This is a genomic window from Plantibacter sp. Leaf314 (genome assembly GCF_001423185.1).
GTDB lineage: Bacteria > Actinomycetota > Actinomycetes > Actinomycetales > Microbacteriaceae > Plantibacter.
Genome location: NZ_LMOB01000001.1, coordinates 2,518,659 through 2,542,717, shown reverse-complemented (window position 1 = coordinate 2,542,717; position 24,059 = coordinate 2,518,659). Strand labels below are relative to the sequence as shown.

The window sequence follows — 24,059 nt, the reverse complement described above, 5'->3', positions numbered from 1 at the left end:
CCTCACGCGCGCTGGGCCGCCGCCGAGCAGTTCGCGCAGAGGCCGAAGACGTCGACGACGTGCTTGGCCTCGGTGAACCCATGCTGTGATGCGACCGAGCGCGCCCACGCCTCGACCTCGTCGGCCTCGATCTCGATCGTGAGACCGCAGTTGCGACAGATGAGGTGGTGGTGGTGGGTACCCGGCGTGCAGGCGCGGTAGAGGTTCTCGCCGTCCGGAGACTGCAGTGAGTCGGCCTCGCCCTCGACGGCGAGGTCGGACAGGGCGCGGTAGACGGTGGCGAGCCCGATCGGCGAGCCGGTGTCGCGGAGTTCGGCGTGCAGCCCCTGAGCGCTCACGAATCCGTCGTTGCCGCCGAGGGCCTCGCGGACAGCTTCACGCTGCCAGGTGTTGCGCTTCGCCACGGGTGCTCCTGCCTGTCGCTTCAAGGGTACCCGGGAACCACTTGGAGGACGCTCCGAAGGGGCGCGGTGCATCCCTGGCGTGCCGTTCACCGTCACGGCGCGACCTCGACGCGGTCGCCGATCGGGCCGGCCTCGCTTCGATCGCGACCTCGACGGGACACCCTGGCCCGGCTCCGCGAACCGCGCGAACCGAGGATGCGGCAGACGAGGTAGATCAGGAAGGAGATCGTCGTGATGTACGGGCTGATCGGCAACGACCCGCCGATGGCGAGGAGGATGCCGCCCACGGCCGACACGAAACCGAAGAGCATGCTCAAGAGCGGCACGAGCAACGGCGACGAGGAGACCCTGAGCGCGGCGGCGGCGGGCGTCACGAGCAGCGCGAGCACGAGCAGCGCTCCGATGATCTGCACCGACACCGCGACCGTGAGCCCGAGCAGGACCATGAAGGCGAGCGACACGAACCGGCTCGGCACCCCGCGCGCCGCTGCGACGTCCGGGTCGAGGCTGTCGAAGCTCAACGGCCGCCAGAGCACGAGGAGCGCGACCAGGACGACGATGCTGATGACGATGAGCAGCCCGAGCTGCGGGTCGTCGACGGAGACGATCTGCCCGGTCAGGAGGCCGAACTTGTTCGCACTGCGGCCGGGATAGAGCGCGAGGAAGAGGATCCCCAGCCCGAGGCCGAAGGGCATGAGCACGCCGATGATCGAGTTGCGGTCGCGAGCCTTCGCGCCGAGCAGCCCGATGAGGATCGCCGCGACCAGCGAGCCCGCGAGCGAACCGATGACGACGTTCGCGCCGAACAGCAGCGCCCCGGCGGCACCGGCGAACGACAGCTCGCTGATGCCGTGCACCGCGAACGCCATGTCGCGCTGCATGACGAACACACCGATCAGCCCACCGACGATGCCGAGCACCGCGCCCGCGATGATCGAGTTCTGCACGAGCTCGAGCAGCGCGCCGTAGTCCTGGAAGTTGAAGAGCCGTCCCCAGAGGTCGTCGGCGTTCATGCGCCCACCCCCACGGCGCCGGTGCGCGGATCCTCATCGTGATGGTGATGGTGCGTCTCGCTGTCGGGGATGCCGACGACGACGACGCGTCCGTGACTGCGCAGCACGTCGACCGGTGTGCCGTAGAGCTCGGAGAGCACGTCGCTCCGCAGGACCTCGTCCGGCGTCCCCTCCCGGAAGCTGCCGCCGGCGAGGTACAGGATGCGGTCCACCATGTGGAGCACCGGGTTCACGTCGTGGGTCACGAACACCACCGCGGTGTCGTGCTCCCGGCGGCGGCGGTCGATGAGCTCGCTGACGCCCCGCTGGTGCTGGAGGTCGAGGCTGAGGAGCGGCTCGTCGCAGAGCAACAGGATCGGGTCGTCCGCGAGCGCCTGGGCGACGCGGAGCCGCTGCTGCTCGCCGCCGGACAGCGTGCCGACCGGTCCGTCGGCGTACGAGCTCGCCCCGACCGACGCGATGAGTTCGTCGACCCGGCGCCTCGTCGCGGCGGAGCGGATGGGCAGCCCGAAGCGGTGACCGTCGACGCCGAGCGCGACGAGGTCGCGGCCGCGCATCGGTGTGCCCGCTGGGATGAGCTTCTGCTGCGGGATGTACCCGATGCGGCGGTCTCCGCGGTGCACCGGTCCGCCGGCGACGCTGATCGTCCCTCGGTCGAGCTGCTGCTGCCCGAGGATGGTCCGCAGCAGACTCGTCTTCCCGGAGCCGTTCGGACCGAGCACCGCGAGGAACTCACCCGGACGCACGGAGAGGTCGAGACCGTTCCAGAGGGTGCGTCCGCCGAAACCGAGCTCGGCCCCGGCGAGCGCGAGGACGTCGACGGGGCCGGATGAATCCGTGGATCCGCTCGTCATCGACCCAGGGCGTCCGCCACGGCGTCGACGTTCTCGGTCATCCACGAGAGGTAGTCCTTGCCGTCCGGGAGGGTCTCGGTGAATGACAGCACCGGCACGCCTGCGTTCTCCGCGGCGGTCTTGACCTGCTCGGTCTCCGCGCCGCTCGTCTGCTCATTGTAGGCAAGCAGGGCGACGGTTCCGCTGCCGAAGAGGTCGAGCGTCTCCTTGAGGACGGTCGGGGAGACGTCCGTGCCCTCCTCGATGGCCTCGCTGAAGGCGTCCGGCGTGCGGTTCTTCAGGCCGGCGGCCTCGAGCAGGTAGAGCGGGACGGGCTCGGTGATCGCGACGCCCTCGCCGTCGTGCGCGGTCTTGATGGCGGCCTGCGCGGTCTCGATCGTGGCGAGCGAGTCGGTGAAGGACTTCGCGTTGGCCGTGTAGGTGTCGGCGTTGGCGCTGTCGAGCTCGCCGAGCTCCTTCGCCAGCTCGTCGGCGAGCTTCGCCATCGTGGGCAGGCTGTACCAGACGTGCTCGTTGAAGCCCTCGATGTGGTCGTGGCCGTCCTCGTCGGCGTGGGCCTCGTCGGTGTGTGCCTCCTCCGTGTGCTCCTCGTCGGCGTGGTCGTCGTCCGGGGCGAGACCCGACAGGTCGACGACGTTCACGACCTCGACGGAGGTGTTCTTCGCGGCGTCGAGGAGGGTGTCGACGAAGGGGTCGTAGCCGCCACCGTTCTCGATGACGACGTCCGCGTTCTTGATGGAGAGCTGATCCTGCGTGCTCGCCTCGTAGGAGTGCGGGTCCTGGGCGGCCGAGGTGATCAGTGACGTGACCTCCACGTCCTTCCCGCCGATCTTCGAGGCGATGTCGCCGTAGACGTTGGTGGAGGCGACGATGCTGATCTTGCCGTCGTCGGTCGAGCTCGCGGCGGGGCTGCCGGAGCAGCCCGCGAGGACGAGGGCGGCTGCCGGGAGGACAGCGAGAGCCGGGAGCAGGGTGCGAGCGCGCATGGATGAACCTTCTCGATCGGGGTGAGAGCCCCAACGCTACGCCTATTGATACTGATTCTCAAAATCGTCCATCGGAGTCTCAGGGACCGGGTGGTCCGAGGCCCAAGGACTCAGTCGAGCAGCAGCGCCGGCTCCTCGATGATCGAGGCCACATCGGCCAGGAAGCGGCTCGCCACATCGCCGTCGACGACCCGGTGGTCGAAGGACGCACCGAGCGTCGTGACGAAGCGACTGCGCACCTCACCGTCGACGACCCACGGCTTCTGCTTGATCGTGCCGAGTGCCACGATGCCCACCTCGCCCGGGTTGAGGATCGGGGTTCCCGTGTCCATGCCGAAGACGCCGATGTTGGTCACCGTGATCGTGCCGTTCTGCTGATCGGCCGGTGGCGTCTTCCCGTCGCGAGCGGTGAGCGTCAGGGTCTCGAGGGCCCGTGCGAGCTCGAGCAGACTCATCGCCTGCGCCTCCTTGACGTTCGGCACGATGAGCCCGCGAGGGGTCGCGGCGGCCACGCCGAGGTTGACGTAGTGGCGGACGATGATCTCCTGGTCCGTCCACTCACTGTTGACGGTCGGGTTGCGCCGCACCGCCCAGATCATCGCCTTCGCCATGATGAGGAGCGGCGAGACCTTGACACCCGCGAAGTCCGTCGAGTTCTTGAGGCGCTTGACGAACTCCATCGTGCGGGTCGCATCGACGTCGACGAAGAGGGAGACGTGTGGCGCGGTGAACGCGCTCCGCGTCATGGCGGTCGCGATCGCCTTACGGACGCCCTTGACGGGGATCCGCTCCTCGCGCTCGTCCGCCCACTCCGGCGTCTCGATGTTGCGGAAGACGCTCGCCTGGCTGGCCTCGCGGATGACGTCGTCGCGGGTGATCTCGCCCGCGAGTCCCGTGCCCTCGATCGTCGTGAGGTCGACCTCGAGGTCCTTCGCCAGCTTCCGGATCGGCGGCTTCGCGATGACGGGCAGTGCCGAAGCGGCCGGGATGCTCGTCGGAGGCTGACGGCGCACGGGCGGCGTCGGGCTGACGGCAGGGCTCGCCGGCTCGATCACCGGGGTCGCGCCGCGTCCACGACGACGACTGGACGTCGCGCCGGCGCTGCCGTACCCGACGAGCACGGCGCCGGGGCGCGGTTCTTCGGCCGGGGAGACGCTCGCGGCGGTGTCCGCGGCCAGGGTGGCAGCCTCCGATTCGGTCGCTCCGGCGGGGGCGGGGGCGGTCGACTCGGCGGGTGCCGCGGCGTCACCCGAGGTCACGCTGATGATCGGCGTCCCGACGTCGACGGTCTGTCCCTCGTCGACCAGCAGCGCGCCGACGGTGCCGGCGAACGGGGACGGGAGTTCGACGAGCGACTTCGCGGTCTCGATCTCGACCAGCACCTGGTTCACCGACACGGTGTCGCCGGGCGCGACCTTCCAAGCGACGATCTCGGCCTCGGTCAGGCCTTCGCCGACGTCCGGCAGTTCGAACTGGAGATCACTCATCGTGGTTCCTCGTCTTCCTTCGATGTTCAGTAGGCCAACGAGCGGTCGACCGCCTCGAGGATGCGGTCGGCATCCGGGAGGTAGACGCCTTCGAGCTTCGCCGGCGGGAACGGGGTGTCGAACCCGGACACCCGCAGGACGGGTGCCTCGAGCGAATAGAACGCACGCTCGGTGACCGTGGCCGCGACCTCCGAGCCGACGCTCGTGAAACCGGGCGCCTCCTGCACGTAGACCAGCCGGCCGGTGCGACGGACGGACTCGACGAGCGGGTCGTAGTCGACGGGTGACAGCGATCGCATGTCGACGACCTCGACGCTCGTCCCCTCGGCTGCGGCGAGTTCGGCGGCCTGGAGCATGACACTCACGATGGCACCGTGGCCGGCCAGCGTGACCTCCGTGCCGGTGCGGACGACGCGGCTGCCGTGGAGCGGGGCGGCCGAGCCGTCGAGGTCGACCTCGCCCTTCGGCCAGTAGCGGCTCTTCGGCTCGAGGAAGACGACGGGGTCGTTCGACGCGATCGCCTCCTGGATCATCCAGTACGCGTCGTTCGGCGTCGACGGGCTCACGACCCGGAGGCCGGCCGTGTGGGCGAAGTAGGCTTCCGGGCTCTCCTGGTGGTGTTCCACCGCACCGATGTGCCCGCCGTACGGGATCCGGATGACGACGGGCATCTGCAGCTTGCCCTCGTGACGATTGGTCAGCTTGGCGAGCTGCGTCGTGATCTGGTTGAAGGCCGGGAACACGAATCCGTCGAACTGGATCTCGCACACGGGCCGGTAGCCGCGCATCGCGAGACCGATCGCCGTCCCGACGATGCCGGACTCCGCGAGCGGGGTGTCGAGGACGCGGTCGCCGCCGAACTCGGCGTGCAGCCCCTCCGTGACGCGGAAGACACCGCCGAGCGGGCCGATGTCCTCGCCCATGAGCAGGACCTTGTCGTTCTCGGTCATCGCCTTGCGGAGACCGGCGTTCAGCGCCTTCGCCATCGGCATGGTGGTGATCGTCATGCGTTGCCCCCTTCGAGCGAGGCCTCGTAGCGTTCGAGCCAAGCCTGCTGCTCGGCCATCAGCGGGTGCGGTTCGGAGTAGACACCGTCGAAGATGAGCCCGCGCCCCGGTGCTTCGAGGGCCAGGGTCCTGACGCGGGTGTCCTCGGCGAGGGCAGCGGCCTCCTCGTCGACCTCGGCGAAGAACGCGTCGGACGCGCCGAGCCCTCGCAGGTACGTCTTGAACCGGATGATCGGGTCGCGGGCGATCCACGACTGCAGCTCGTCGTCCGTCCGGTACTTGGTCGGGTCGTCGCTCGTGGTGTGCGCGCCGATGCGGTAGGTCATCGCCTCGATGAGGCTCGGACCACGGCCGGCGCGGGCGTCGTCGAGGTGCTTCGCCGCCGCGGCATAGCTCGCCAGGACGTCGTTGCCGTCGATGCGGACGCTGTCCAGGCCGAAGCCCGCCGCGCGCTGGTACAACGGTTCGCGCGCCTGACGCGAGACGGGGACGGAGATCGCCCACTGGTTGTTCTGGAGGAAGAACACCTGCGGGGTCTGGTAGCTGGCGGCGTAGATGTACGCCTCGTTCGCGTCGCCCTCCGAGCTCGAGCCGTCACCGAAGTAGACGAGGACCGCGGCGTCCCGCTCGGGGTCGCCGGTACCGACGACCTTGTCGAAGGTCATGCCCATGGCGTAGCCGGTGGCGTGCAGCGTCTGCGCGGCGAGCACCAGCGTGTACAGGTGCACGTTGCCGTTCGACGGGTCTGCCGGGTCCCAGCCACCGTGGGTGTTGCCGCGCATGAGTCGCACGATGTCGATGGGGTCGACGCCGCGGATCATGGCGACGACGTGCTCCCGATAGGAGGGGAAGATGTGGTCCTGCGCGCGCGCCGCCCGGGCGGAACCGACCTGCGCGGCCTCCTGACCGTGGGACGGCGGCCACAACGCCATCTGTCCCTGGCGCTGCAGGTTCGTCGCCTCGATGTCGAAGGCGCGGACGTTCGCCATGTCGCGGTAGAACTGCTGCAGATCGGTCTCGGTGAGGCGATCGACGAACGGTTGGTATCGCTCCGCGTGCTCGTTCGGCGCGAAGGTGCCGGCGGCGTCGATGAACTGGACGCTGGGCACGGTGGGGTCGTCTCCGGAACGGCTCATCGTGAGCGCACTCCCTCTCGTGTCGGGTGGTCGGCCGGCAGTGCGGCGAGGATCTCGGCGGTCGCGGCGAGGAGCGGCTCGATCGACTCCGCCTCGCCGATGGAGATGCGGACGCCGTCGCCGGGGAAGGCGCGTCCCACGATGCCGTGGGCGAGGAAGACCTCGTTCGCCGCCGCAGCGTGCGAACCGAGGCCGAACCAGACGAAGTTGCCCTGGGCCTCGGGGATGAACCAGCCCTGCTCGCGCAGCGCATCGGCGAGCGCGTCGCGTCGTTCGGTGATGACGGCGACGCGCGCACGGATGTCGTCGGCGTTCGCGAGTCCGGCGATGGCCGCCTGCTGTGCGGGGGCCGTGCTCGAGAGCGGGATGGCTGCGTTGCGGGCGCCGTCGAGGACGAGCTCGTGACCGATCGCCCAGCCGACGCGCAGGCCGGCGAGTCCGTAGGCCTTGGAGAAGGTGCGGAGCACGACGAGGTTCGGGTGGGCGTCGAGGAGCGGGATCCCGTTGACGGCGTCGTCGTCGGTGACGAACTCGCGGTAGGCCTCGTCGAGGAGGACGAGGACGTCGGAGGGGATCGCGCGGAGGAACGTCTCGAAGGCTTCGCGTCCGACGACGGTGCCCGTCGGGTTGTTCGGGGTGCAGACGATGACGACCCGGGTGCGGTCGGTGACGGCGGCGGCGATCGCGTCGAGGTCGTGGGAGCCGTCGGCCCGGTTCGGGACGGGGACGGAGGTGGCGCCGGCGACGGTGACGAGACCCGGGTAGGCCTCGAAGGACCGCCAGGCGAAGACGACCTCGTCGCCCGGACCCGCGGTCGCGGTGATGAACTGGCTGAGCAGCGCGACCGAACCGGCACCGATGTGGATGCGTTCGGGCGTCACGCCGTTCGCTTCGGCGAGCGCCGTGCGCAGCGCCAGGGCCGCACCGTCGGGGTAGCGGTGGGCGTGCGCCGCGGTGTCGGTGATCGCCGTGAGGACGGCGTCGAGCGGCGGGAACGGGACCTCGTTGCTGGAGAGCTTGAACGCGTCGGGTGCTGCGGGCTTGCCCTGGCGGTAGGGCGGCAGATCGGCGATCTCGGGGCGGAGACGGACCGGGCTCCGGCCCGGCTGAGCGGCCGGCTGGGCGGTGGTAGGCGGGTTCTCACTCACCCGACGAGTCTAGGGCGCGACGGATACCCGCGGCGGAATGCAGTGCGCTTGCCCAGACCGGCCCTGTCGTGGGCGCTACGGGAGTGGGAGGATGGCCCCCATGGGACGTTTTCTGCTGAACCTGCTCGCCAACGCCTTCGCCATCTGGGTCACGACCCTGCTGGTCTCGGGCGTGCACATGACCCCCTACGCGCCGGGCGGCACGCTCGAGATCGTCCTCACCTATGCGCTGGTCGCGCTGATCTTCGCGATCGTCAACACGATCATCGGCTCGGTCATCAAGGTGCTCGCCTTCCCGCTGTACATCCTGACGCTCGGGTTGATCGGCCTGCTCATCAACGGCCTCCTCCTGCTCATCACCGCGGGCATCAGCGGCTGGTTCGGATTCGGCCTGAGCGTCGACGGGTTCTGGTGGGGTGTCCTCGGCGCGATCGTCATCTCCATCGTGAACTGGCTGCTCGGCATCATCATCCGCCCGAAGAAGCGCGACTGACGGACGCGGGTCTGACCCGTCGGCGGGAGCGGCGGCGGATCACTCCACCCGCTCCGCCCGATACTGCGATGACCGACCGTCGTCCGCCAGCTCAGCGAGTGGCCCGATGACGTTTCGCAGGCGTGGATCCGCTGAGGTATCTGCCAATCGGGCCGTGTTCTGGTAGTTCTCAAGCCCGTGGGCCGGGAGTGGGTCGTCTCCACTCGGTGGAGCCGCACCGTCGTACAGAGACCGGCTGATGACAGTTCCTCCAGCAGGCTGGCCCTCGTGCCGCCCCGACAACGCCGGTATGACATCTTCGGTGTGCTCGAAGTGCGCCCGCGGCACGTCCTCGTCGAAGACGACCGTGTCGACCGGTGAGCCGAAGGTGACGAGCGATGAATCGTAGTCGCCGCTTGCTGCGATGGCCGCTGCGACGATCCCACCCTGCGAGTAGCCGACGTGGAGGACCGATGCCCCTTTGGGGACGCCCGCGAGTTCCATGGCCTGGAGGGTCGCCCTGGTGCTGTCGGCAGCGAGACCCGGGAGCGCGGAGGCGGCGACGCCGTACAGGTTGCTCCGGTTGTCCCACGGCTCCGAGCCGCTCGTCGGGAAGCCGGTGTCGATCGTCCCGCCCGACCAGACGATCCACTGCTCCGCCCCTGCGGCGTCGACGTGCCGCTCGATCCGGATCTGCGGGCTCCCGTCACCACCGTGTGGCATCCGTCTGGCGAGTTCCTCGTAGGTCGTCGGTGGAGGGACCCTACCGTCGTCATCCTCCGACGAAGGAGCAGCGGATGCGCGCACTCCTGTTGCGGTGAAGAGCCCGGTTCCATCGGCGGTGCGCGCGACCACCAACGCGGCCAGCGCAACGCCCGGCACGCCCTCAGCGCTGGCCAGTATGGACACGATGCCGGCTGGGATGCCGCCGGCCCCGACGAGCCATTCATCGGCCGACGAGACGATGCGGCGCACCGCGTCCGCGAAAAGCGGTGTCGCCATCAGATCACGCAGACCTTTCTCGGTGGCGGCATCGAACTGCTCTCCTGCCTCCCGCGACACTGCGCCGACAGCCGCGCGGACGAGCGTCCCGAGCAGCAGGACGGCACCGACACCAACGGCTCCCGGTACCCAGCTCACTGGCAACGCGCCCGAGACCCAAGCGTTCGCGCCGTCGGTCAGTTCGAACAGCGAGGCGACCATGCGCTCGATGTCGCCGTACGCTTCAGCAGACAGGACGAGTCGACCACCGAGATGGCTCGCATCGCCGGCTGCGTGCCGGAGCTTGGCTGCCGCACGCTCGACAGCCTCTCGTCCTGCCTCCCCGTCGAGCTGCGGAACCAGGAGTGGTCCCGTTGGCGCGCGTGAGGTGTCCATCTGGCCCACCGTGTCGAGTTGTCCGCCCCACTCCTCGCACGAAGCTGCGAGCCAGGCCAGGACGCGCGCGAGATCGAGATGGCCGTCCGTAGCGACAGCGACCACCCCACCGCCACGGAGCACGATGTCGTCACTCATCCGTCGATCCCGGCAGAGATGGCCGAAGCTGCTCCACGCGACCTCCGGAGCGCCTCGTCGAGCGCCGACGAAGCCTCCCGCAACTGTCGGACGAGGTCGTCGGCTGCCCAGGAGAACTCCAACGCCGCGGGCCCCACCCAGTCCAGCCCGGATCGGCTGCGCACGAAGCCGGCGATGCCGGTGTCGAGCGCACTCAGGACAGCCTGAACACACCGCGCCCGCGCTTCGAGCACCGCTAGGGCCTCCTCTGCTGTCTGAGGCGACCAAGAGCCCATCGTCCAAGAGTCGTAGTCAACTGCCATGTCCACTCACCTTTCGCCCGCTCACCGCCGGCATCACGGCCGACTCTGGCAAACCCGCGGATCCGCCAGGCTTCGGCGACCGCCCGTTGTGGAGCGGCCGTGCCGGCGGCGAGGTGTGGAGGAGTCTGACGGGAACAGTTCGACGGCCCGGGCGCGGTCGGCCAGAATAGACGCATGAACACCCTCGGGGAGGCCGACCCCGGCACCACCCCGTTCCGCGTGTGCTTCGTCTGCGCGGGCAACATCTGTCGATCCCCGATGGCGGAGAGCGTGTTCACCGACCTCGTCGCGGCCGCCGGTCTGGAACAGCTCGTCGAGGTCTCCTCCGCGGGCACCGGCGACTGGCACGTCGGCGAGCACGCCGACCACCGGACCGTCGCCGCCCTCCGGGCCCACGGCCACGACGCCACCGCCCACCGCGCCAAGCAGTTCGACCCCGACCGCTTCCACAGCTACGACCTCGTCGTCGCGCTCGATCGCAGCCACGAACGCATCCTCCGCGCCTGGGCGAGCGACGACGCCGACCGCTCCAAGGTGCATCTGCTGCTGAGCTTCGACAACACCGCCGGAACGCGCGACGTCCCCGACCCCTACTACTCGGACGAGCAGATGTTCGAAACCGTCCTCGGCATGATCGACCATGCCTGCCGATCCCTCTTCCACCAGCTCGAACCAGCACTGACCCAGGGAGCCACCCCATGACCGAATTCCCCGCCCAGCCGCTCAGCCCGCTCGACGGCCGCTACCGCCCCGCCGTCACGGCGCTCGGCGAATACCTCTCGGAGGCCGGCCTCAACCGCGCTCGCGTGCAGGTCGAGGTCGAGTGGCTCATCTACCTCACCGAGCACTCCATGTTCGGGTCCGCCCCGCTCTCGCCGGTCGAGGTCGAGCGCCTCCGCGCCCTCTACCTGGAGTTCGGTCAGGCCGACATCGACTGGCTGGCCGAGAAGGAAGCCGTCACGCGCCACGACGTGAAGGCCGTCGAGTACCTCGTGCGCCACCGCCTGTCCGAACTGGGACTCGACCGCATCGCCGAACTCACCCACATCGCCTGCACGAGCGAGGACATCAACAACCTCTCCTACGCGCTCACCGTGTCACAGGCCGTCCAGTCCATCTGGCTGCCGAAGCTCCGGCTCGTGCTCGACGCCCTCCGCACCAAGGCCGTCGACTTCCGCGCCGTCCCCATGCTCGCCCGCACGCACGGCCAGCCCGCGACCCCGACGACGATGGGCCGCGAACTCGCCGTCACCGTCTACCGGCTCGAGCGCATCGCCCGGCAGATCGAGGCGAACGAGTACCTCGGCAAGTTCTCCGGCGCCACCGGCACCTTCGCCGCACACGTGGTCGCCGACCCCGAAGCCGACTGGCCCACCATCTCCCGGGAGTTCGTCGAGGGTCTCGGGCTCGACTGGAACCCGCTGACGACGCAGATCGAGTCCCACGACTGGCAGGCGGAGCTCTACGGCAAGATCTCCCACGCGAACCGCGTGCTCCACAACCTCGCCACGGACATCTGGACCTACATCTCCATCGGCTACTTCCGCCAGATCCCCGTCGCCGGAGCCACCGGCTCGTCGACCATGCCGCACAAGGTGAACCCGATCCGCTTCGAGAACGCCGAGGCGAACCTCGAACTGTCGAGCGCGATCCTGGACTCCCTCGCCGCGACGCTCGTCACCTCCCGCCTGCAGCGCGACCTCACCGACTCGAGCGCCCAGCGCAACATCGGCGTCGGGTTCGGCCACTCCCTGCTGGCCCTCGACAACATCCTCGGCGGGCTCGGCCAGATCGACCTCGCGGAAGACGTGCTCGCGAACGACCTCGACCACAACTGGGAGGTGCTCGCCGAAGCGATCCAGACGGTCATCCGCGCCGAAGTGACCGCCGGTCGCTCGAGCATCGAGGACCCGTACGCGCTGCTCAAGGAACTCACCCGCGGGAAGCGGCTCGGCCAGGCGGAACTCGTCGAGTTCGTCGGTCGACTCGACATCGGGGACGCCGCCAAGCAGCGTCTGCTGGAGCTCACCCCGGCGACGTACCTCGGACTGTCCGACGACCTCGTGGACTACCTGCCGTAGGACACACCGACAGGCTCGGCGACGGGAGACCGGGCGCCGAGCCTGTCGCGGGGCGGCCCTTCGACAGGCTTAGGGACCGACGGGGCGACTCAGGGACCGGAGTCGCTTCAGGGAGCGGGCGCGCCCTTCGACAAGCTCAGGGACCAGACGGGCCGGGCCGGCGGCGGGTCAGTGGCCGGAGGGCCGCGGCGGACGCTTGTCGTCGCCGTCCTGCTCGTCGAGGTCGAGCTTCTCCTGGAAGTCGGGCTTCACGGCCAGCGCCAGCATCGCCAGCACCACGAGCGAGGCGATGAACGCGATGCCGAGACCGATCAGCGACAGGACGATCTCGCGGGTGGACATCAGGACGACGACGCCCGTGAAGACGCCCATCACGCCCGAGAGCACGAGGAGTTCGATGGGACGCAGGACGTCGTCTCGGTTGGGCTTGCTCATGATGCGGCTCCAACCGTGCCGTTGGTGTCGTCGGAGGCCGGGGCGACAGCCGGGCGGTTGCCCGCCCACCGCAGCGAGAGCCCGCCGATGACGAGGTAGACGCCGATGATGGCGGCGTAAGCCCCGACGAGGCCGACGACGACGATGTCCGCACGGAGGACACCTTCGACACCTCCCGGGGCGGCGAAACGCTGCTCGAGGCCAGGCGGGACGAGGAGCGTCGCGAGGGCCAGCAGCACGGTGAAGGCGCCGACAGCCGTCCAGTCCTTCGCCGCAGCGAGGCGTCCGCGCCAACGGATGCCGCTGTACAGCTCGAGGAACCCGGTCAGCGCGGCCCACAGGGTGACGACGTAGAGGAAGATGCTCAGGCCACCGCCACTGACCATGAGCGCGAACACGCCCGTGACGACGCCGATCACGCCCTGGCCGAGGAAGAACGCCCGGGTGACGGTGTCGGAGAAGTTCGGGAAGGCGAACACCGCGACGATCGCACCGGAGAGCAGCGCGAAGACGCCGAAGACGATCAGCCCGAACTGCGAGGAGTGACCCTGCGTGAAGGTGACGACCCCGGCCGTGGCGAGCGCGACCACCGCGCGCAGGATCGGGACCATCCAGTACCGATCGTGCTTGGCGCCGTCGAACGGGATGCTGGGCACGGTGAACGTCTCATCTCTTGCAGGAAGTCCCCTCCAGCTTACGCGGTCCTGCGTGCGGTGCCGACCGGGGTCAGGGTCCCCTGGGTGGGACCGGCAAGCCCGCCGCGAGTTCCGCGAAGACCGCCGCGGCGTCGGCCCGGTCGCGCGTCAGGAGCGCCGCCTGACCTGACCAGAACCCCTGGAGGTCGGCGAGGCCACGCTCGGACGCGACGGTGCGGAACCGGCCGGTCAGCCAGTTCTGGATCGGGAACGGACCGATGACCCCCGACGCCTCGATCTCCCGCAGCACACGGTTGGGGATGCCCCGGCCGAGCCGACCGCTCATCGCCCGCGTCAGCACCGTGCCGTCAGCCGGTGTCGACACGATGGCCGCACGATGCTCCTCGGTCGCGGCGGAGACACCCGTTCGGAGGAAGGCGGTGCCGACCTGGACGCCAGACGCACCGAGCGCGTGCGCGGCGGCGACACCGCGCCGGTCGGCGATGCCACCGGCCGCGATCACCGGGACGTCCAGAGCGTCGACGAGCTGCGGGATCAGGGCGACGAGGCCGACGAGCGAATCCTCGGCCGGGCGCAGGAACGAGACACGGTGCCCGCCGGCCTCCATCCCGGTGCCGACGACGACATCGACGCCGCCCTCCTGCAGGGCGAGTCCTTCGGCGACCGTGGTCGCCGTCCCGACCACGGCGATCCCCCGCTCGTGCGCGGCGTCCACCACGGGACGGGGCGGGACGCCGAAGACGAAGCTCACCACGGCGGGTCGCGCCTCCAGGACCGCGGCGATCTGCTCGTCGAACGGCGGGGTGTATCGCGTCGGACGCACCGGCTCCTCGAGCGACAGCTCGTCGAACACGGGCCGGAGGGCGGCGACCGCGGCCTGGAAGGCGTCATCGGAGCCCTCGGGCTCCACCTCGTCCCCCGTCGGCAGCCACAGGTTCAGAGCGAAAGGCGCGTCGGTCCGCCGGCGGAGTTCGGAGGCCGTCCGCTCGATGCGCTCGGCGTCGTAGCCGTAGAGCCCGAAGGAACCGAGGCCACCCAGGTCGCTCACGGTCGCGGTGAGCTCGATGGAGGACAGGCCGCCGAACGCACCGAGCACGATCGGGACGTCGACAGGGAGGGTGAGCACGCCCTCAGTATGTCGCCCGCCACTTGTGGGCGAAACCGGATTGCAACACGATGGACATCAAACAGATCATTTTGAGCTGTTTACTGGACACATCCGCCCGCCCCACTCGAGGAGTACACCGCCATGACCCTGACCGTCGCCGGACTGCAGCACCACGGCGTCCTCGGAGACGTCGAGGCGAACCTCGCCCTCATCGCCGACGCCGCCCGACGCGCATCCGATCGTGGCGCGGATCTGCTCGTCACCCCCGAGATGTTCGTCACCGGGTACAACCTCGGCGACCGGCTGGCCCCGCTCGCCACGCCGGAGCTGGTCGACCGGGTCGCCTCGATCGCCGTGGAGGTCGGCATCGCGATCCTCGCCGGCCTCCCCGAGCCCGTCCCGAGCGGCGGCGTCGCGAACGCGCTCGTCCTCATCGACGCCGACGGTACGGAGCTGCTCCGGTATCGGAAGACGCACCTGTTCGGCGACCTCGACCGGCACCTCTTCGTCGCCGGCGACACCCTGCCGCCAATCGTCGAGCTGAACGGCGTCCGCATCGCCGTGCTCATCTGTTACGACGTCGAGTTCCCCGAGACCGTCCGCGCAGCGGCCCTCGACGGTGCCGACGTCGTGATCGTCCCGACCGCACAGATGGAGCCGTACGCGCACATCGCCGAGCGCCTCATCCCGGTGCGCGCCTGGGAGAACCAGACCCCCCTCGTCTACGTCAACCGTGTCGGGTCCGAAGGCGACCTCACCTACGTCGGCCGCAGCAGCATCGTCGGCCCGGACGGCGTCGTCCTCGACGCCCTCGACGCGGACTCCACCGGCCTCATGATCGCCACGATCGATCCGGAGGCCACCAGGCGCGCCAGGCAGGAGAACCCCTACCTCGCCGACCGCCGCGCCGAGCTGTACTGAACGACCCCGTCCGCTCCCCCTCCCGAGTCCCCCGACTCCCCCGGAAAGTGACCTCATGACCGTCAACCCCATCGCCGAGCCGCGCCAGCGCCTCGACGGCCAACTCGGCACCGGTTCCATCGTCTTCATGGTGATCGCCGCCGCCGCACCCCTCACCGTCATCGGCGGCAACGTCCCCATCGCGATCGGCACCGGCAACGGCGCCGGGGCCCCGATCGGCTTCGCGCTCGCCGCCGTCATCCTCCTCGTCTTCTCCGTCGGCTTCGTGACCATGACGCCGTTCGTCCGCGAGGCCGGCGCGTTCTTCTCCTACGTCACGGCCGGACTCGGCTCACGACTCGGCCTCGGCTCCGCGTTCACCGCACTCGTCGCCTATACGGCGATCCAGGTCGGTGTCTACGGCTACATGGGGTGGGCACTCGACGACCTCGTCACCTTCTTCGGCGGCCCGAGCCTGCCCTGGTGGCTGTACTCCTTCGCGACCATGGCGATCGTCGCCGTGCTCGGCTACCGCCACATCGACCTGAGCGCGAAGGTGCTCGGCATCGCCCTGACCCTCGAGATCCTCGTGGTCGTCGTGCTCGACGTCGTCATCTTCGCGACCGGCGGCGCGGACGGCATCGCGGTCGAGACCTTCGACCCGTCCAACATCTTCACCGGCGGGATCGGTGTGGCCGTCCTCTTCGCACTGACCGGCTTCATCGGCTTCGAGGCCACAGCCGTCTTCCGGGACGAGGCACGCACCCCGGAGCGCACCATCCCACGGGCCACCTACCTGGCCGTGATCATCATCGGCGTCTTCTACGCGATCTCGTGCTGGGCCCTCGTGACGGGCATCGGCGCGGGGAACGCCGTCGCCGTCGCCCAGCAGACACTCGCCGGCGAAGGCAACCTCCTGCTCGACACGACGACCACCTACCTCGGCCCGATCATGCGCGACGTCGTCCAGGTCCTGCTCATCACCAGCCTGTTCGCGTGCGTCCTCTCCTTCCACAACGTCATCGCGCGCTACCAGTTCACGCTCGCGCAGAAGTCGGTGCTGCCCGCCCGCCTCGGTCGACGCCACCCGGCACACCACTCACCCTCGACCTCCTCGATCGTGCAGACGGTGACGGCGGCCATCGTCCTCGCCGCGCTCGCGCTCGCCGGCCTCGACCCGCTCGTCGGGGTCTTCGGCTCCATGGCCGGGGTGGCGACCGTCGGGATGGTGCTGCTGATGCTGACGACCTCGATCGCCGTCCTCGTCTTCTTCGCGCGCCGACCTGAGCTCGTCGCCGGCCGCGCCTGGGGTGCACGGGTGTTCCCGATCCTCGCGGTGGTGGGTCTCGCCTTCGCGCTGTGGCTCGTCCTCTCGAACTTCACCCTCGTCACGGGCGGAAGCGTCGCCGTGAGCGTCGTCCTCGCCCTCATCCCCGTGGTCGCGATGCTGGTCGGTATCGTGATGGGGAAGCGGTTCCCCTTGGACACCGAGCCGGACGGCGCGACGACGACGGCGAGCGCCGAGCAGCCGACCGTGAGCTGACGCACCGCCACCAGCGGGTACCACACGAGACGAGGGCGACATGGATCTGGGTTCACCCTCGCTCGGAGCGATCCGGCGCACGACCGCCGTGGACACCGTCCGCGCGCGCATCTCGCTGGCGCTCGAACTCGGGATGCTGGTGCCCGGTCAGCGGCTCCCGGCTCCCGAGGAGGCGGCTCGGGCGTTCGGTGTCAGCGAGATGTCGGTGCGGCGCGCGTACCGGGCGTTGAGCGAGGAGGGCGTCGTCGTCCGGCGGCAGGGCAACACGGGTGGCACGTTCATCGCGGATGCGCCGACGGTGGGCACCGTGCCCGAGATCGCCGCGTACCGCGAGGACGCCGTCCACGTGCATGCGCTCATCGACCAGCGGGCGACGCTCGAGGCCGGGCTGGCGGCGCTTGCTGCCGCCGAGCCGGCGGTGGCGTCGATACGTCGGCTCGACGAACTCGTGGCGGCCATGCGGACCGAGCCCGACTGGAGTCGGTTCCGCGAGGCGGACGCGGCCTTCCATGCCGAGCTGGCCGCGTCTGCAGGCGTGCCGGGAGCGGCGGAGCTCCACGACCGGGTGTCCCGCGAGCTGTACTCCTACTTCATCCCCTATCGGATCGAGTACCTCCGGGCGTCGAACGAGGAGCACGCCCTGCTCGTCGACGCCCTCCGCCGCGGCGACGTGGCCGCCGCGAGCCGCCTCGCCTCCGAGCACGTCGCCGAGCTCCACCGATCGATGTACGTCGGCCTCGGGGACCGCACCGACAGCGCTCGGTGACGGGGTCGCGGTTCCGCTCAAATATCCGACATGCGTTGTACTAAGGCATAGTGGTGACGGGTTCACACCCGCCGCGAAGGAGCTGAGCATGATCGACAAGACCTCCATACAGGACTTCCCGCCGATGACGGCCTCGCTGCTGGCGGACAACTCCGGCGTGTTCCGCGTGGGCACCGCCGAGCGACACCTCTCCGCCACCGACGCCGGAACGGCCCGCCGTCAGCTCGTCGAACTGATGCAGGCCGAGGCCAGGACCTCCGGTCGGCCGATCCGGGTGACGGTGACCGATCCCACGAGCGTCACCGTGCTGCTGGTCGGGGTCGACGGCGAACTGCAGGAGGAGCCCCAGTCCGCCGCACCTGCCCGTGGCGGGGCGCCTGCTGCACCCGCACCGCCCATGGCGAGTCGTCGGGTGACGCTGATCCAGGCTCCACCCGGGGTGCCCGCGCAGGCCGGACCCGCCACGACACCGCCACCCGCACCCGCGCGCGTCCCCGAGCAGACGGCGCCGGCGCAGCCCGTCCCACCCCAGCGGCCGGCCGTGCAGCAACCGACACTCGACGGTCCGCCGTTCCAGCCGATCCGGAGCCAGCCGGGCGCGCCACAGCCCAGCGCGCCACAGCCGAGCCCGCCGCGGCCGATGTCGGCTCAGCGCTCCGTCCCCACCCAGCAGGCCACGCCGACCTCGCCGACGCAACGCCAGCCGGTCCCCGCGCAGCAGTCGCCACAGCTCCAGCCTCCCGTCGCCCCACAGCAGCCCGCAGCCGGGCAGCCCGCCGCGCCGACCGCCCGCCGGGACCTGCGAGACGCCCCGTCCTTCCTCGCCCCGCCGACCATCGGTCCGGCGCAGCACGGCCTCGCGGGCCTCCTCAACAAGCTCGGGTTCTCCATGCCGCCGTCCGCGAACGAGCGGGCCGAACGTGACGACGTCAACGCCGTGTCGCGCCACTTCCCGAGACGCCGCACCATCTCCGTCGCCAACCAGAAGGGCGGCGCGAACAAGACGCCGACCGTCGTCAACCTGTCGTCGGTGTTCGCCCGCTACGGCGGTGGCGGTGTCGCCGCGTGGGACAACAACGAGACCATGGGCACGCTCGGCTGGCGGACCGAGCACGGCGGACACGACTCGACCGTGCTCGACCTCCTCGCCGCGGCCGGCGACCTCCTCTCCCCCGGGGCGGAGCGCGCCGACCTGTCCCGCTTCGTGCACCACCAGCCCGGCGACAAGTACGAGGTCCTCCGTTCCGCGGCCGACGGCGAACACGTCGTGACCGCCGACGAGGTCGACCTCGTCCACCGCGTCCTCGCCAAGTACTACCGGTTGATCGTGATGGACTCGGGCAACTCCGCCGGCGCCCCCAACTGGCGGCGCATGGTGGACCTCACCGACCAACTCGTCATCCCCACCACGACCGTCGAGGACAAGAAGGAGGGCGCGCGACTCACCCTCACCGCCGTCAGCCGGGTGAGCGAACGAGGTGCGGAACTCGCGCGCAACGCCGTCGTCATCGTCTCCGAGGCCGAGGCGAAGGACACCTCCATCGCCAACGCCTACGCCGAGGACTTCCGCCCATACGTCCGCGATGTCGTCGTCGTGCCGTTCGACCCCGCCTTGAAGAACGGGGTCATCCGCCACGACGCCCTCCGCTCGAACACCCAGCGCGCCTGGCTCGCCGCGGCGGCCGCCGTATCCCGCGGACTCTGACCCGCCGCCTGGACCCCGTGCAGGAGCGGACGACGTGATCACCCGGGCGGCGGCCCTCGGCCGATACCTCACCACCCGACGCGGACTCGTCCGGCCGGAGGACGCGGGCCTCCCCCAGGAGGACGGCCGACGGGTGAGCGGCCTCCGGCGCATCGAGGTGGCGGCACTCGCCGACGTCAGTGCCGACTACTACCTGCGCCTCGAGCAGGGACGGGACCAGCGCCCGTCGGAAGCGGTGCTCGCGGGCATCGGACGCGCCCTCCAGTTGGACGAGCACGCCATGGACTACCTCTTCCGGCTCGCCTACGACGTCGACCTCTTCCCGGCCGAGCACCTGCCGTCCGAATCCCACCAGCCGTCATCCGCCGAGCGGCCGGTGCCCGACACGACGCTCCTCGACCACTGGTCCGACACGGGTGCCTACATCACCGACGGCAACCGGGACATCGTCGCGTCCAACACCCTTGCCCGGCGCGTGGGCGGCGGCCTCCTCGACGTCGGCCAGAACGACGTGCTCGGGTACTTCGACGACCGGATCCGGGCCGTCGCCCCGGAGTGGGAGGCGTACGCCCCGAACGTCGTCGCAGCGCTCCGCTACAGCAGCGATCCGAGCAGCCCACGCCTGCAGGAGATCGTCGACGAGCTGACCCGCCGCAGTCCCCTGTTCACGCGCCTGTGGGCCCGACACGACGCCCGGCCGCTCGCCGGCGCCCCACTCCGGGCCTCGATCGACGACTTCGGCACCGTCGAACTGCAGTACCAGCACCTCGTCGTCCCCGACTGGCCGGGACATCAGCTGACGACGATCTTCGCCGAACCGGGGACGCCGGGTTCCGCCGTGCTCGCCTACCTCGCCGTCCGAGGCGACTGACCGCCACCGATCGCCACCGATCGCCACCGATCGACCCGACGCACGCACGTCGACGCTCGATCGATCCGTGTCCTCCGGGGGCTGGCCGACGGTGGCACCAAGGCCTACCGTTGAGCCATGATCGCGAACGAGGGCGTCCGAGCACGCCGGGACCGGGTCAAGGACTTCATCGCCTCCTGGCGTGAGGTGCCCGTGGTGCTCTGCGATCGCACGCTCGACGTCATCGAGGCCAACCCTGCGGCGTCACGCCTGTCACCGGCGTTCCAAGCCGGCGTCAACCTGGCCCGGTTCGCCTTCCTCTCACCCGACCGCGTGGCGGAGGACGCCGGCTGGAACCGCATGTCCGCGACGACGGCGGTGCTCCTCAAGCGCTCCGTCGACGAGCACGACACCGATCGTGCCTCGGCACGGATCATCGGTGAGCTCTCGGCGATGTCGCGCGACTTCGCCCGCACCTGGGCCGCCCCGGAGGAACCGGTGGAGACCTCCGGGCCCATCCACTTCCCCACAGCGGTCGGCGACATCGAGATGGTCTACAACCTGCTGAGCGCACCCGGCCCGGAGGGCGACCTCCTGATGGTGTTCGTCCCGTCCGGACCGGCATCGCGCGCAGCGTTGCGACGACTCTCCGCCGACGTCCTCGGCGACGACCCGGTGTCGCCGAGCGATCCGGTGTCCGCCCCCTGAGCAGCCTCACCGGCGGCGAGGTAGGCGATCGCCGCCGCAGCCGCTGAACCGCGCTCACCGAAGAACACCGTGAGGAACTGGTCGGTCTGCGGGACCTCGAAGGTCTGCGACCGGAAGTCGACCCAGCCGAGCGGCTCGATGAACGTGCGCGTCCGCTTGGACGTCTGCGGTTTGACGAGGTGCTCGGCCCAGATGGTCCGGAACACCGGATGCCTCGCCGACAGCATGCCGACGATCTCCTGCAGGCGCGGATCGTCCGGTCGCCCGTAGTAGCGCAGCGGTGCGGTGAGATCGCGCAGGGTCCCCTCCCACTCCCGGTGGATGCGGTCGACCTCCGGCGCTTCGGGCGGGGTGCTCGCCCGGAAGTCGGCGTACTGCTCGAAGGCGGACACGAGCAGGTTGACCCCCGGGTCGAGCATGCCGGCGGGGACCCACAGCCGGGCGAGCGGGTTCGCCGCGAGGACGTACTGGTTGCGGTCGCTCACGTACGCCGGCGTCGCCGACCAGTGCGTGAGCAACCGGGCCACCCGTTCGTCCACCGTGAACGCGCGCTCGTCGACCGCTCGGATGAACGGCCTCGGACTGACGAGGCGGAGCAGGTACCGCCGCCCGTTGTCGTCGAGCAGCAACGCCCTGGCGAGACCCAGCAACACCTGTTCGGAGGGCCGATGCACGCGCCCCTGCTCGATCCGCAGGTAGTACTCCGGACTGATGCTGGCCAGCTGGGCGACCTCCTCGCGGCGCAACCCGGGCACTCGACGGCTGGCTCCGCCACGGATCCCGACCTGTTCGGGCTGCACGACCTCTCGGCGAGCGCGCAGGAACTCGCCGAGCGCATTCGAGAACCGAGCTGAGGGCATCACCACGTCCGTCTGAGAGAGCGTATGGAGTCGAAGCCCATCATCGCCGATCCCGGGCCGACCGATGGATCCGTTCCCGGTCCGTTCTGGGCTGTTTCTGGACATGTCGGCCCGTCGTCGGACGTCTCGCGATCGTGGCCCTGCGCGTCCCACCCGGGTTCCGCGGACCGTCACTATCGTGGTCGCATGGTTGGGCCCGAACCGTCCGAACAGCTCCCGCGGGACCTGGTGGACCTCGTCGACGCCTGGTCCGCGGTTCCGGCGTTCCTCCACGACCGGCACTTCACCGTGCTCCATGCGAACCGGCTCGCGCGGTCGTTGTCGGTCGCGTTCCGTCCGGGGGCCAACCTGCTGCGATCGACCTTCCTCAGACCGGAGGTCCTCCGGGCGAGCCCCGAACCCGAGCTCGTCACCGACCACGTCGTCGGCGCGCTGCGCAGCTCGCTCGGCACGCATGAGTGGGACGACGTGTTCGAGCGCCTCGTCGATGAACTCCGCGCCGGCAACCGGGGTTTCGCGCGGGCTTGGGTCGACCTCGATCCCGGGGCCGAACCGGGTGCTGCGGAGACCTTCACCTTCACCCTCGCCGAGGTGGGTCCGCTCGAACTGCGGTACCTGCAGTTGCAGGTCCCCGAGCACTTCGGGCTGAGCCTGGTGATCTGGCGGGCCTGCGACGCGGAGTCCGAAGTGCTGCTCGCGCGCCTCGCCGCACGGGTGTCGGACGAGGCCCAACCGGACGCGGACTGATCCGTCCGGAACCCGTGTCGGACGAGGTTCCGACGTCCGCAGGAAGCCACCACCGCCGGCTGCTGGTCTGCTGGAGGGCATCGGCCCAGCGCCGCGGCAACCTGAGGAGGATCACCATGGATTCGACGGACGCCACCGTCCCCCACCACGACGCCCCACGGTTGGGCAACCCGGACCTTCCGGCGGAGGGCGAGGAGAACACCCTCCTCCATCCGCAGAGCACGCGGATGACCGGACCGCAGAACCCGGCCATCGCGAGTCAGTTCCCGAACCAGATCGACGCTCCCGGCACCGACATCAGCACGCAGGCGTTCTTCTGGTCGTCCTTCAACATCTCGCCCCGTCGGGTCCAGGACGGCGGCTGGGCGCGCGAGGTGACCAAGCAGGACTTCGCGATCTCCGACGAGATCGCCGGCGTCAACATGTACCTCGAGGCCGGTGGCATCCGCGAGCTCCACTGGCACCAGACGGCGGAGTGGGCCGTCATGACCCGGGGGAAATGCCGGGTGACGACCCTGAGCCGGTCCGGGCTGCCGAGCGTGGAGGACGTCGAGGAGGGCGACCTGTGGTTCTTCCCCGCGGGCACGCCGCACTCCCTCCAGGGCCTCGGGCCCGACGGCGCCGAGTTCGTGCTCGCCTTCGACGACGGCGAGCAGTCGGAGTCGAACACCCTGCTCCTCACGGACTGGTTCGCGCATACGCCCCCGGACGTCCTGGCCAAGAACTTCGGGGTCGCCCAGGAGACCTTCTCGGACATCCCGCTGCACAACCTGTGGATCTTCCCCGGTGACGAGCCTGGCCCGCTCGCGAAGGACCAGGAGGACGCCGGCGTCGAGTGGGGCGCCTCCGAACCGATCATCTTCCGTCTCTCGCGGTCGAAGCCGCTCCACCGCAACAGCGGTGGCAGCATCCAGATCGCCGACAGCACCAACTTCCCGCTGTCGCAGTCCGTCGCCGCCGCGCTGGTCACCGTCGAGCCAGGCTCGATGCGTGAGCTGCACTGGCACCCGAACGCCGACGAGTGGCAGTACTACCTGCGCGGGTCCGCCCGCATGACCGTCTTCAACACCGGCCCGCACGCGAACACGACCGACTTCCGGCCCGGCGACATCGGCGTCGTGAAGAGGAACCTCGGGCACTACGTCGAGAACACCGGCGACGACGTCCTCCAGTTCCTCGAGGTGTTCCGCACCGACCGGTACGAGGAGGTGTCGCTCGCGAACTGGTTGGCGCACGTCCCGCCGTCGCTCGTCGCCGCGCACCTGAACATCGACGAGGCGACCCTGGCGACCTTCCCGAGGGAGGCCCAGGGCATCACGCCACTCCGGCCATGAGCCGCAGGGTGGTTCTCGGCGGGCCACGCTCGCCGGGACCCA

Annotated in this window: 24 protein-coding genes and 1 pseudogene; 11 read left to right on the top strand and 14 right to left on the bottom strand. The window is 69.9% G+C overall.

All coding sequences use genetic code 11. The features are described from left to right. Positions 1-2: 2 nt before the first annotated feature. The 8 genes from ASF68_RS11970 to ASF68_RS11935 all read right to left on the bottom strand — a co-directional run bounded on the left by ASF68_RS11970 (position 3) and on the right by ASF68_RS11935 (position 8,035). Positions 3-404, bottom strand: coding sequence for a Fur family transcriptional regulator (locus ASF68_RS11970; protein WP_056010514.1), 402 nt, complete (start codon positions 402-404; stop codon positions 3-5). Between the two features lie 92 nt (positions 405-496). Further along, on the bottom strand, positions 497-1,417 hold the full coding sequence (locus tag ASF68_RS11965; RefSeq protein WP_056010511.1) for a metal ABC transporter permease: 921 nt from the start codon (positions 1,415-1,417) through the stop codon (positions 497-499). Further along, positions 1,414-2,271: a metal ABC transporter ATP-binding protein gene (locus tag ASF68_RS11960; protein WP_056010509.1), complete on the bottom strand. Its 858-nt coding sequence runs from the start codon at positions 2,269-2,271 to the stop codon at positions 1,414-1,416. The genes ASF68_RS11965 and ASF68_RS11960 overlap by 4 nt, the downstream gene beginning before the upstream one ends. Next, on the bottom strand, positions 2,268-3,257 hold the full coding sequence (locus ASF68_RS11955; RefSeq protein ID WP_056010506.1) for a metal ABC transporter solute-binding protein, Zn/Mn family: 990 nt from the start codon (positions 3,255-3,257) through the stop codon (positions 2,268-2,270). Before ASF68_RS11955 ends, ASF68_RS11960 begins: the two co-directional genes overlap by 4 nt. Before the next feature lie 110 nt (positions 3,258-3,367). After that, complete coding sequence (locus ASF68_RS11950) at positions 3,368-4,744, bottom strand: dihydrolipoamide acetyltransferase family protein (RefSeq protein WP_056010503.1); 1,377 nt, start codon at positions 4,742-4,744, stop codon at positions 3,368-3,370. A gap of 26 nt (positions 4,745-4,770) precedes the next feature. Next, positions 4,771-5,751, bottom strand: coding sequence for an alpha-ketoacid dehydrogenase subunit beta (locus ASF68_RS11945; RefSeq protein ID WP_056010501.1), 981 nt, complete (start codon positions 5,749-5,751; stop codon positions 4,771-4,773). Next, a complete protein-coding gene (locus tag ASF68_RS11940; protein ID WP_056010498.1) occupies positions 5,748-6,887 on the bottom strand; it encodes a thiamine pyrophosphate-dependent enzyme in 1,140 nt (379 codons plus the stop codon). The genes ASF68_RS11945 and ASF68_RS11940 overlap by 4 nt, the downstream gene beginning before the upstream one ends. After that, positions 6,884-8,035 carry a histidinol-phosphate transaminase gene (locus ASF68_RS11935; protein ID WP_082498594.1) on the bottom strand — a complete coding sequence of 384 codons (1,152 nt, stop codon included), beginning with the start codon at positions 8,033-8,035 and terminating at the stop codon, positions 6,884-6,886. Before ASF68_RS11935 ends, ASF68_RS11940 begins: the two co-directional genes overlap by 4 nt. 100 nt (positions 8,036-8,135) lie before the next feature. On the opposite strand from ASF68_RS11935, the gene ASF68_RS11930 reads away from it, so the two are divergent. Then, positions 8,136-8,528: a phage holin family protein gene (locus ASF68_RS11930; RefSeq protein WP_056010494.1), complete on the top strand. Its 393-nt coding sequence runs from the start codon at positions 8,136-8,138 to the stop codon at positions 8,526-8,528. Between the two features lie 39 nt (positions 8,529-8,567). On the opposite strand, the gene ASF68_RS11925 is transcribed toward ASF68_RS11930, so the two are convergent. Together ASF68_RS11925 and ASF68_RS11920 are read right to left on the bottom strand one after the other, a co-directional pair. Next, the gene (locus ASF68_RS11925) at positions 8,568-10,022 is read right to left on the bottom strand and encodes a hypothetical protein (protein ID WP_056010491.1); all 1,455 of its coding nucleotides are present in this window, start codon (positions 10,020-10,022) and stop codon (positions 8,568-8,570) included. Then, a complete protein-coding gene (locus tag ASF68_RS11920; protein WP_056010488.1) occupies positions 10,019-10,324 on the bottom strand; it encodes a hypothetical protein in 306 nt (101 codons plus the stop codon). The genes ASF68_RS11925 and ASF68_RS11920 overlap by 4 nt, the downstream gene beginning before the upstream one ends. Before the next feature lie 174 nt (positions 10,325-10,498). Here ASF68_RS11920 and ASF68_RS11915 point away from each other — a divergent pair, with 174 nt between their 5' ends. Together ASF68_RS11915 and purB are read left to right on the top strand one after the other, a co-directional pair. Then, positions 10,499-11,026, top strand: coding sequence for a low molecular weight protein-tyrosine-phosphatase (locus ASF68_RS11915; protein WP_056010486.1), 528 nt, complete (start codon positions 10,499-10,501; stop codon positions 11,024-11,026). After that, positions 11,023-12,405: an adenylosuccinate lyase gene (gene purB / locus ASF68_RS11910; RefSeq protein WP_056010483.1), complete on the top strand. Its 1,383-nt coding sequence runs from the start codon at positions 11,023-11,025 to the stop codon at positions 12,403-12,405. The genes ASF68_RS11915 and purB overlap by 4 nt, the downstream gene beginning before the upstream one ends. A gap of 168 nt (positions 12,406-12,573) precedes the next feature. Here purB and ASF68_RS11905 read toward each other — a convergent pair whose 3' ends face one another. From ASF68_RS11905 to ASF68_RS11895, 3 genes are all read right to left on the bottom strand, one after another. Then, positions 12,574-12,840: a hypothetical protein gene (locus ASF68_RS11905; protein ID WP_056010480.1), complete on the bottom strand. Its 267-nt coding sequence runs from the start codon at positions 12,838-12,840 to the stop codon at positions 12,574-12,576. After that, complete coding sequence (locus ASF68_RS11900; protein ID WP_056010477.1) at positions 12,837-13,496, bottom strand: hypothetical protein; 660 nt, start codon at positions 13,494-13,496, stop codon at positions 12,837-12,839. The genes ASF68_RS11905 and ASF68_RS11900 overlap by 4 nt, the downstream gene beginning before the upstream one ends. 70 nt (positions 13,497-13,566) lie before the next feature. Continuing rightward, positions 13,567-14,622 carry a nitronate monooxygenase family protein gene (locus tag ASF68_RS11895; protein ID WP_056010475.1) on the bottom strand — a complete coding sequence of 352 codons (1,056 nt, stop codon included), beginning with the start codon at positions 14,620-14,622 and terminating at the stop codon, positions 13,567-13,569. 123 nt (positions 14,623-14,745) lie between these two features. On the opposite strand from ASF68_RS11895, the gene ASF68_RS11890 reads away from it, so the two are divergent. From ASF68_RS11890 to ASF68_RS19220, 6 genes are all read left to right on the top strand, one after another. Beyond that, complete coding sequence (locus ASF68_RS11890) at positions 14,746-15,525, top strand: carbon-nitrogen hydrolase family protein (RefSeq protein ID WP_157579965.1); 780 nt, start codon at positions 14,746-14,748, stop codon at positions 15,523-15,525. Between the two features lie 55 nt (positions 15,526-15,580). Then, the gene (locus ASF68_RS11885; RefSeq protein ID WP_056010472.1) at positions 15,581-17,047 is read left to right on the top strand and encodes an APC family permease; all 1,467 of its coding nucleotides are present in this window, start codon (positions 15,581-15,583) and stop codon (positions 17,045-17,047) included. 40 nt (positions 17,048-17,087) lie between these two features. After that, positions 17,088-17,813: a FadR/GntR family transcriptional regulator gene (locus ASF68_RS11880; RefSeq protein ID WP_056010470.1), complete on the top strand. Its 726-nt coding sequence runs from the start codon at positions 17,088-17,090 to the stop codon at positions 17,811-17,813. 88 nt (positions 17,814-17,901) lie between these two features. Beyond that, on the top strand, positions 17,902-19,518 hold the full coding sequence (locus ASF68_RS11875; RefSeq protein ID WP_056010466.1) for a hypothetical protein: 1,617 nt from the start codon (positions 17,902-17,904) through the stop codon (positions 19,516-19,518). 34 nt (positions 19,519-19,552) lie between these two features. Further along, positions 19,553-20,389 (top strand): helix-turn-helix transcriptional regulator, encoded by an 837-nt coding sequence (locus ASF68_RS11870; protein ID WP_056010463.1) that lies wholly within the window; start codon positions 19,553-19,555, stop codon positions 20,387-20,389. A gap of 117 nt (positions 20,390-20,506) precedes the next feature. Then, a complete protein-coding gene (locus tag ASF68_RS19220; RefSeq protein WP_162235757.1) occupies positions 20,507-21,076 on the top strand; it encodes a hypothetical protein in 570 nt (189 codons plus the stop codon). 38 nt (positions 21,077-21,114) lie between these two features. Here the strand turns inward: ASF68_RS19220 and ASF68_RS18975 are convergent. After that, positions 21,115-21,936 (bottom strand): annotated as a pseudogene (locus ASF68_RS18975) (helix-turn-helix transcriptional regulator); the annotation flags it as partial. 186 nt (positions 21,937-22,122) lie between these two features. Between ASF68_RS18975 and ASF68_RS18970 the strand changes: the two are divergent. Together ASF68_RS18970 and ASF68_RS11850 are read left to right on the top strand one after the other, a co-directional pair. Continuing rightward, positions 22,123-22,683, top strand: a complete 561-nt coding sequence (locus ASF68_RS18970; protein ID WP_056010457.1) for a hypothetical protein — start codon at positions 22,123-22,125, stop codon at positions 22,681-22,683. A 116-nt stretch (positions 22,684-22,799) separates the two neighbouring features. Further along, positions 22,800-24,017, top strand: a complete 1,218-nt coding sequence (locus ASF68_RS11850) for a cupin domain-containing protein (RefSeq protein WP_056010454.1) — start codon at positions 22,800-22,802, stop codon at positions 24,015-24,017. Positions 24,018-24,059 lie beyond the last annotated feature (42 nt).

Bases quoted from the DNA above. Each gene is read 5' to 3' on its own strand.
- ASF68_RS19220 (WP_162235757.1), top strand. From the start codon at position 20,507: ATGATCGCGAACGAGGGCGTCCGAGCACGCCGGGACCGGGTCAAGGAC.
- ASF68_RS11905 (WP_056010480.1), bottom strand. From the start codon at position 12,840: ATGAGCAAGCCCAACCGAGACGACGTCCTGCGTCCCATCGAACTCCTC.
- ASF68_RS11920 (WP_056010488.1), bottom strand. From the start codon at position 10,324: ATGGCAGTTGACTACGACTCTTGGACGATGGGCTCTTGGTCGCCTCAG.
- ASF68_RS11955 (WP_056010506.1), bottom strand. From the start codon at position 3,257: ATGCGCGCTCGCACCCTGCTCCCGGCTCTCGCTGTCCTCCCGGCAGCC.
- ASF68_RS11940 (WP_056010498.1), bottom strand. From the start codon at position 6,887: ATGAGCCGTTCCGGAGACGACCCCACCGTGCCCAGCGTCCAGTTCATC.
- ASF68_RS11945 (WP_056010501.1), bottom strand. From the start codon at position 5,751: ATGACGATCACCACCATGCCGATGGCGAAGGCGCTGAACGCCGGTCTC.
- ASF68_RS18970 (WP_056010457.1), top strand. From the start codon at position 22,123: ATGGTTGGGCCCGAACCGTCCGAACAGCTCCCGCGGGACCTGGTGGAC.
- ASF68_RS11950 (WP_056010503.1), bottom strand. From the start codon at position 4,744: ATGAGTGATCTCCAGTTCGAACTGCCGGACGTCGGCGAAGGCCTGACC.
- ASF68_RS11915 (WP_056010486.1), top strand. From the start codon at position 10,499: ATGAACACCCTCGGGGAGGCCGACCCCGGCACCACCCCGTTCCGCGTG.
- ASF68_RS11850 (WP_056010454.1), top strand. From the start codon at position 22,800: ATGGATTCGACGGACGCCACCGTCCCCCACCACGACGCCCCACGGTTG.
- ASF68_RS11890 (WP_157579965.1), top strand. From the start codon at position 14,746: ATGACCCTGACCGTCGCCGGACTGCAGCACCACGGCGTCCTCGGAGAC.
- ASF68_RS11960 (WP_056010509.1), bottom strand. From the start codon at position 2,271: ATGACGAGCGGATCCACGGATTCATCCGGCCCCGTCGACGTCCTCGCG.
- ASF68_RS11965 (WP_056010511.1), bottom strand. From the start codon at position 1,417: ATGAACGCCGACGACCTCTGGGGACGGCTCTTCAACTTCCAGGACTAC.
- purB (WP_056010483.1), top strand. From the start codon at position 11,023: ATGACCGAATTCCCCGCCCAGCCGCTCAGCCCGCTCGACGGCCGCTAC.
- ASF68_RS11930 (WP_056010494.1), top strand. From the start codon at position 8,136: ATGGGACGTTTTCTGCTGAACCTGCTCGCCAACGCCTTCGCCATCTGG.
- ASF68_RS11880 (WP_056010470.1), top strand. From the start codon at position 17,088: ATGGATCTGGGTTCACCCTCGCTCGGAGCGATCCGGCGCACGACCGCC.
- ASF68_RS11925 (WP_056010491.1), bottom strand. From the start codon at position 10,022: ATGAGTGACGACATCGTGCTCCGTGGCGGTGGGGTGGTCGCTGTCGCT.
- ASF68_RS11885 (WP_056010472.1), top strand. From the start codon at position 15,581: ATGACCGTCAACCCCATCGCCGAGCCGCGCCAGCGCCTCGACGGCCAA.
- ASF68_RS11875 (WP_056010466.1), top strand. From the start codon at position 17,902: ATGATCGACAAGACCTCCATACAGGACTTCCCGCCGATGACGGCCTCG.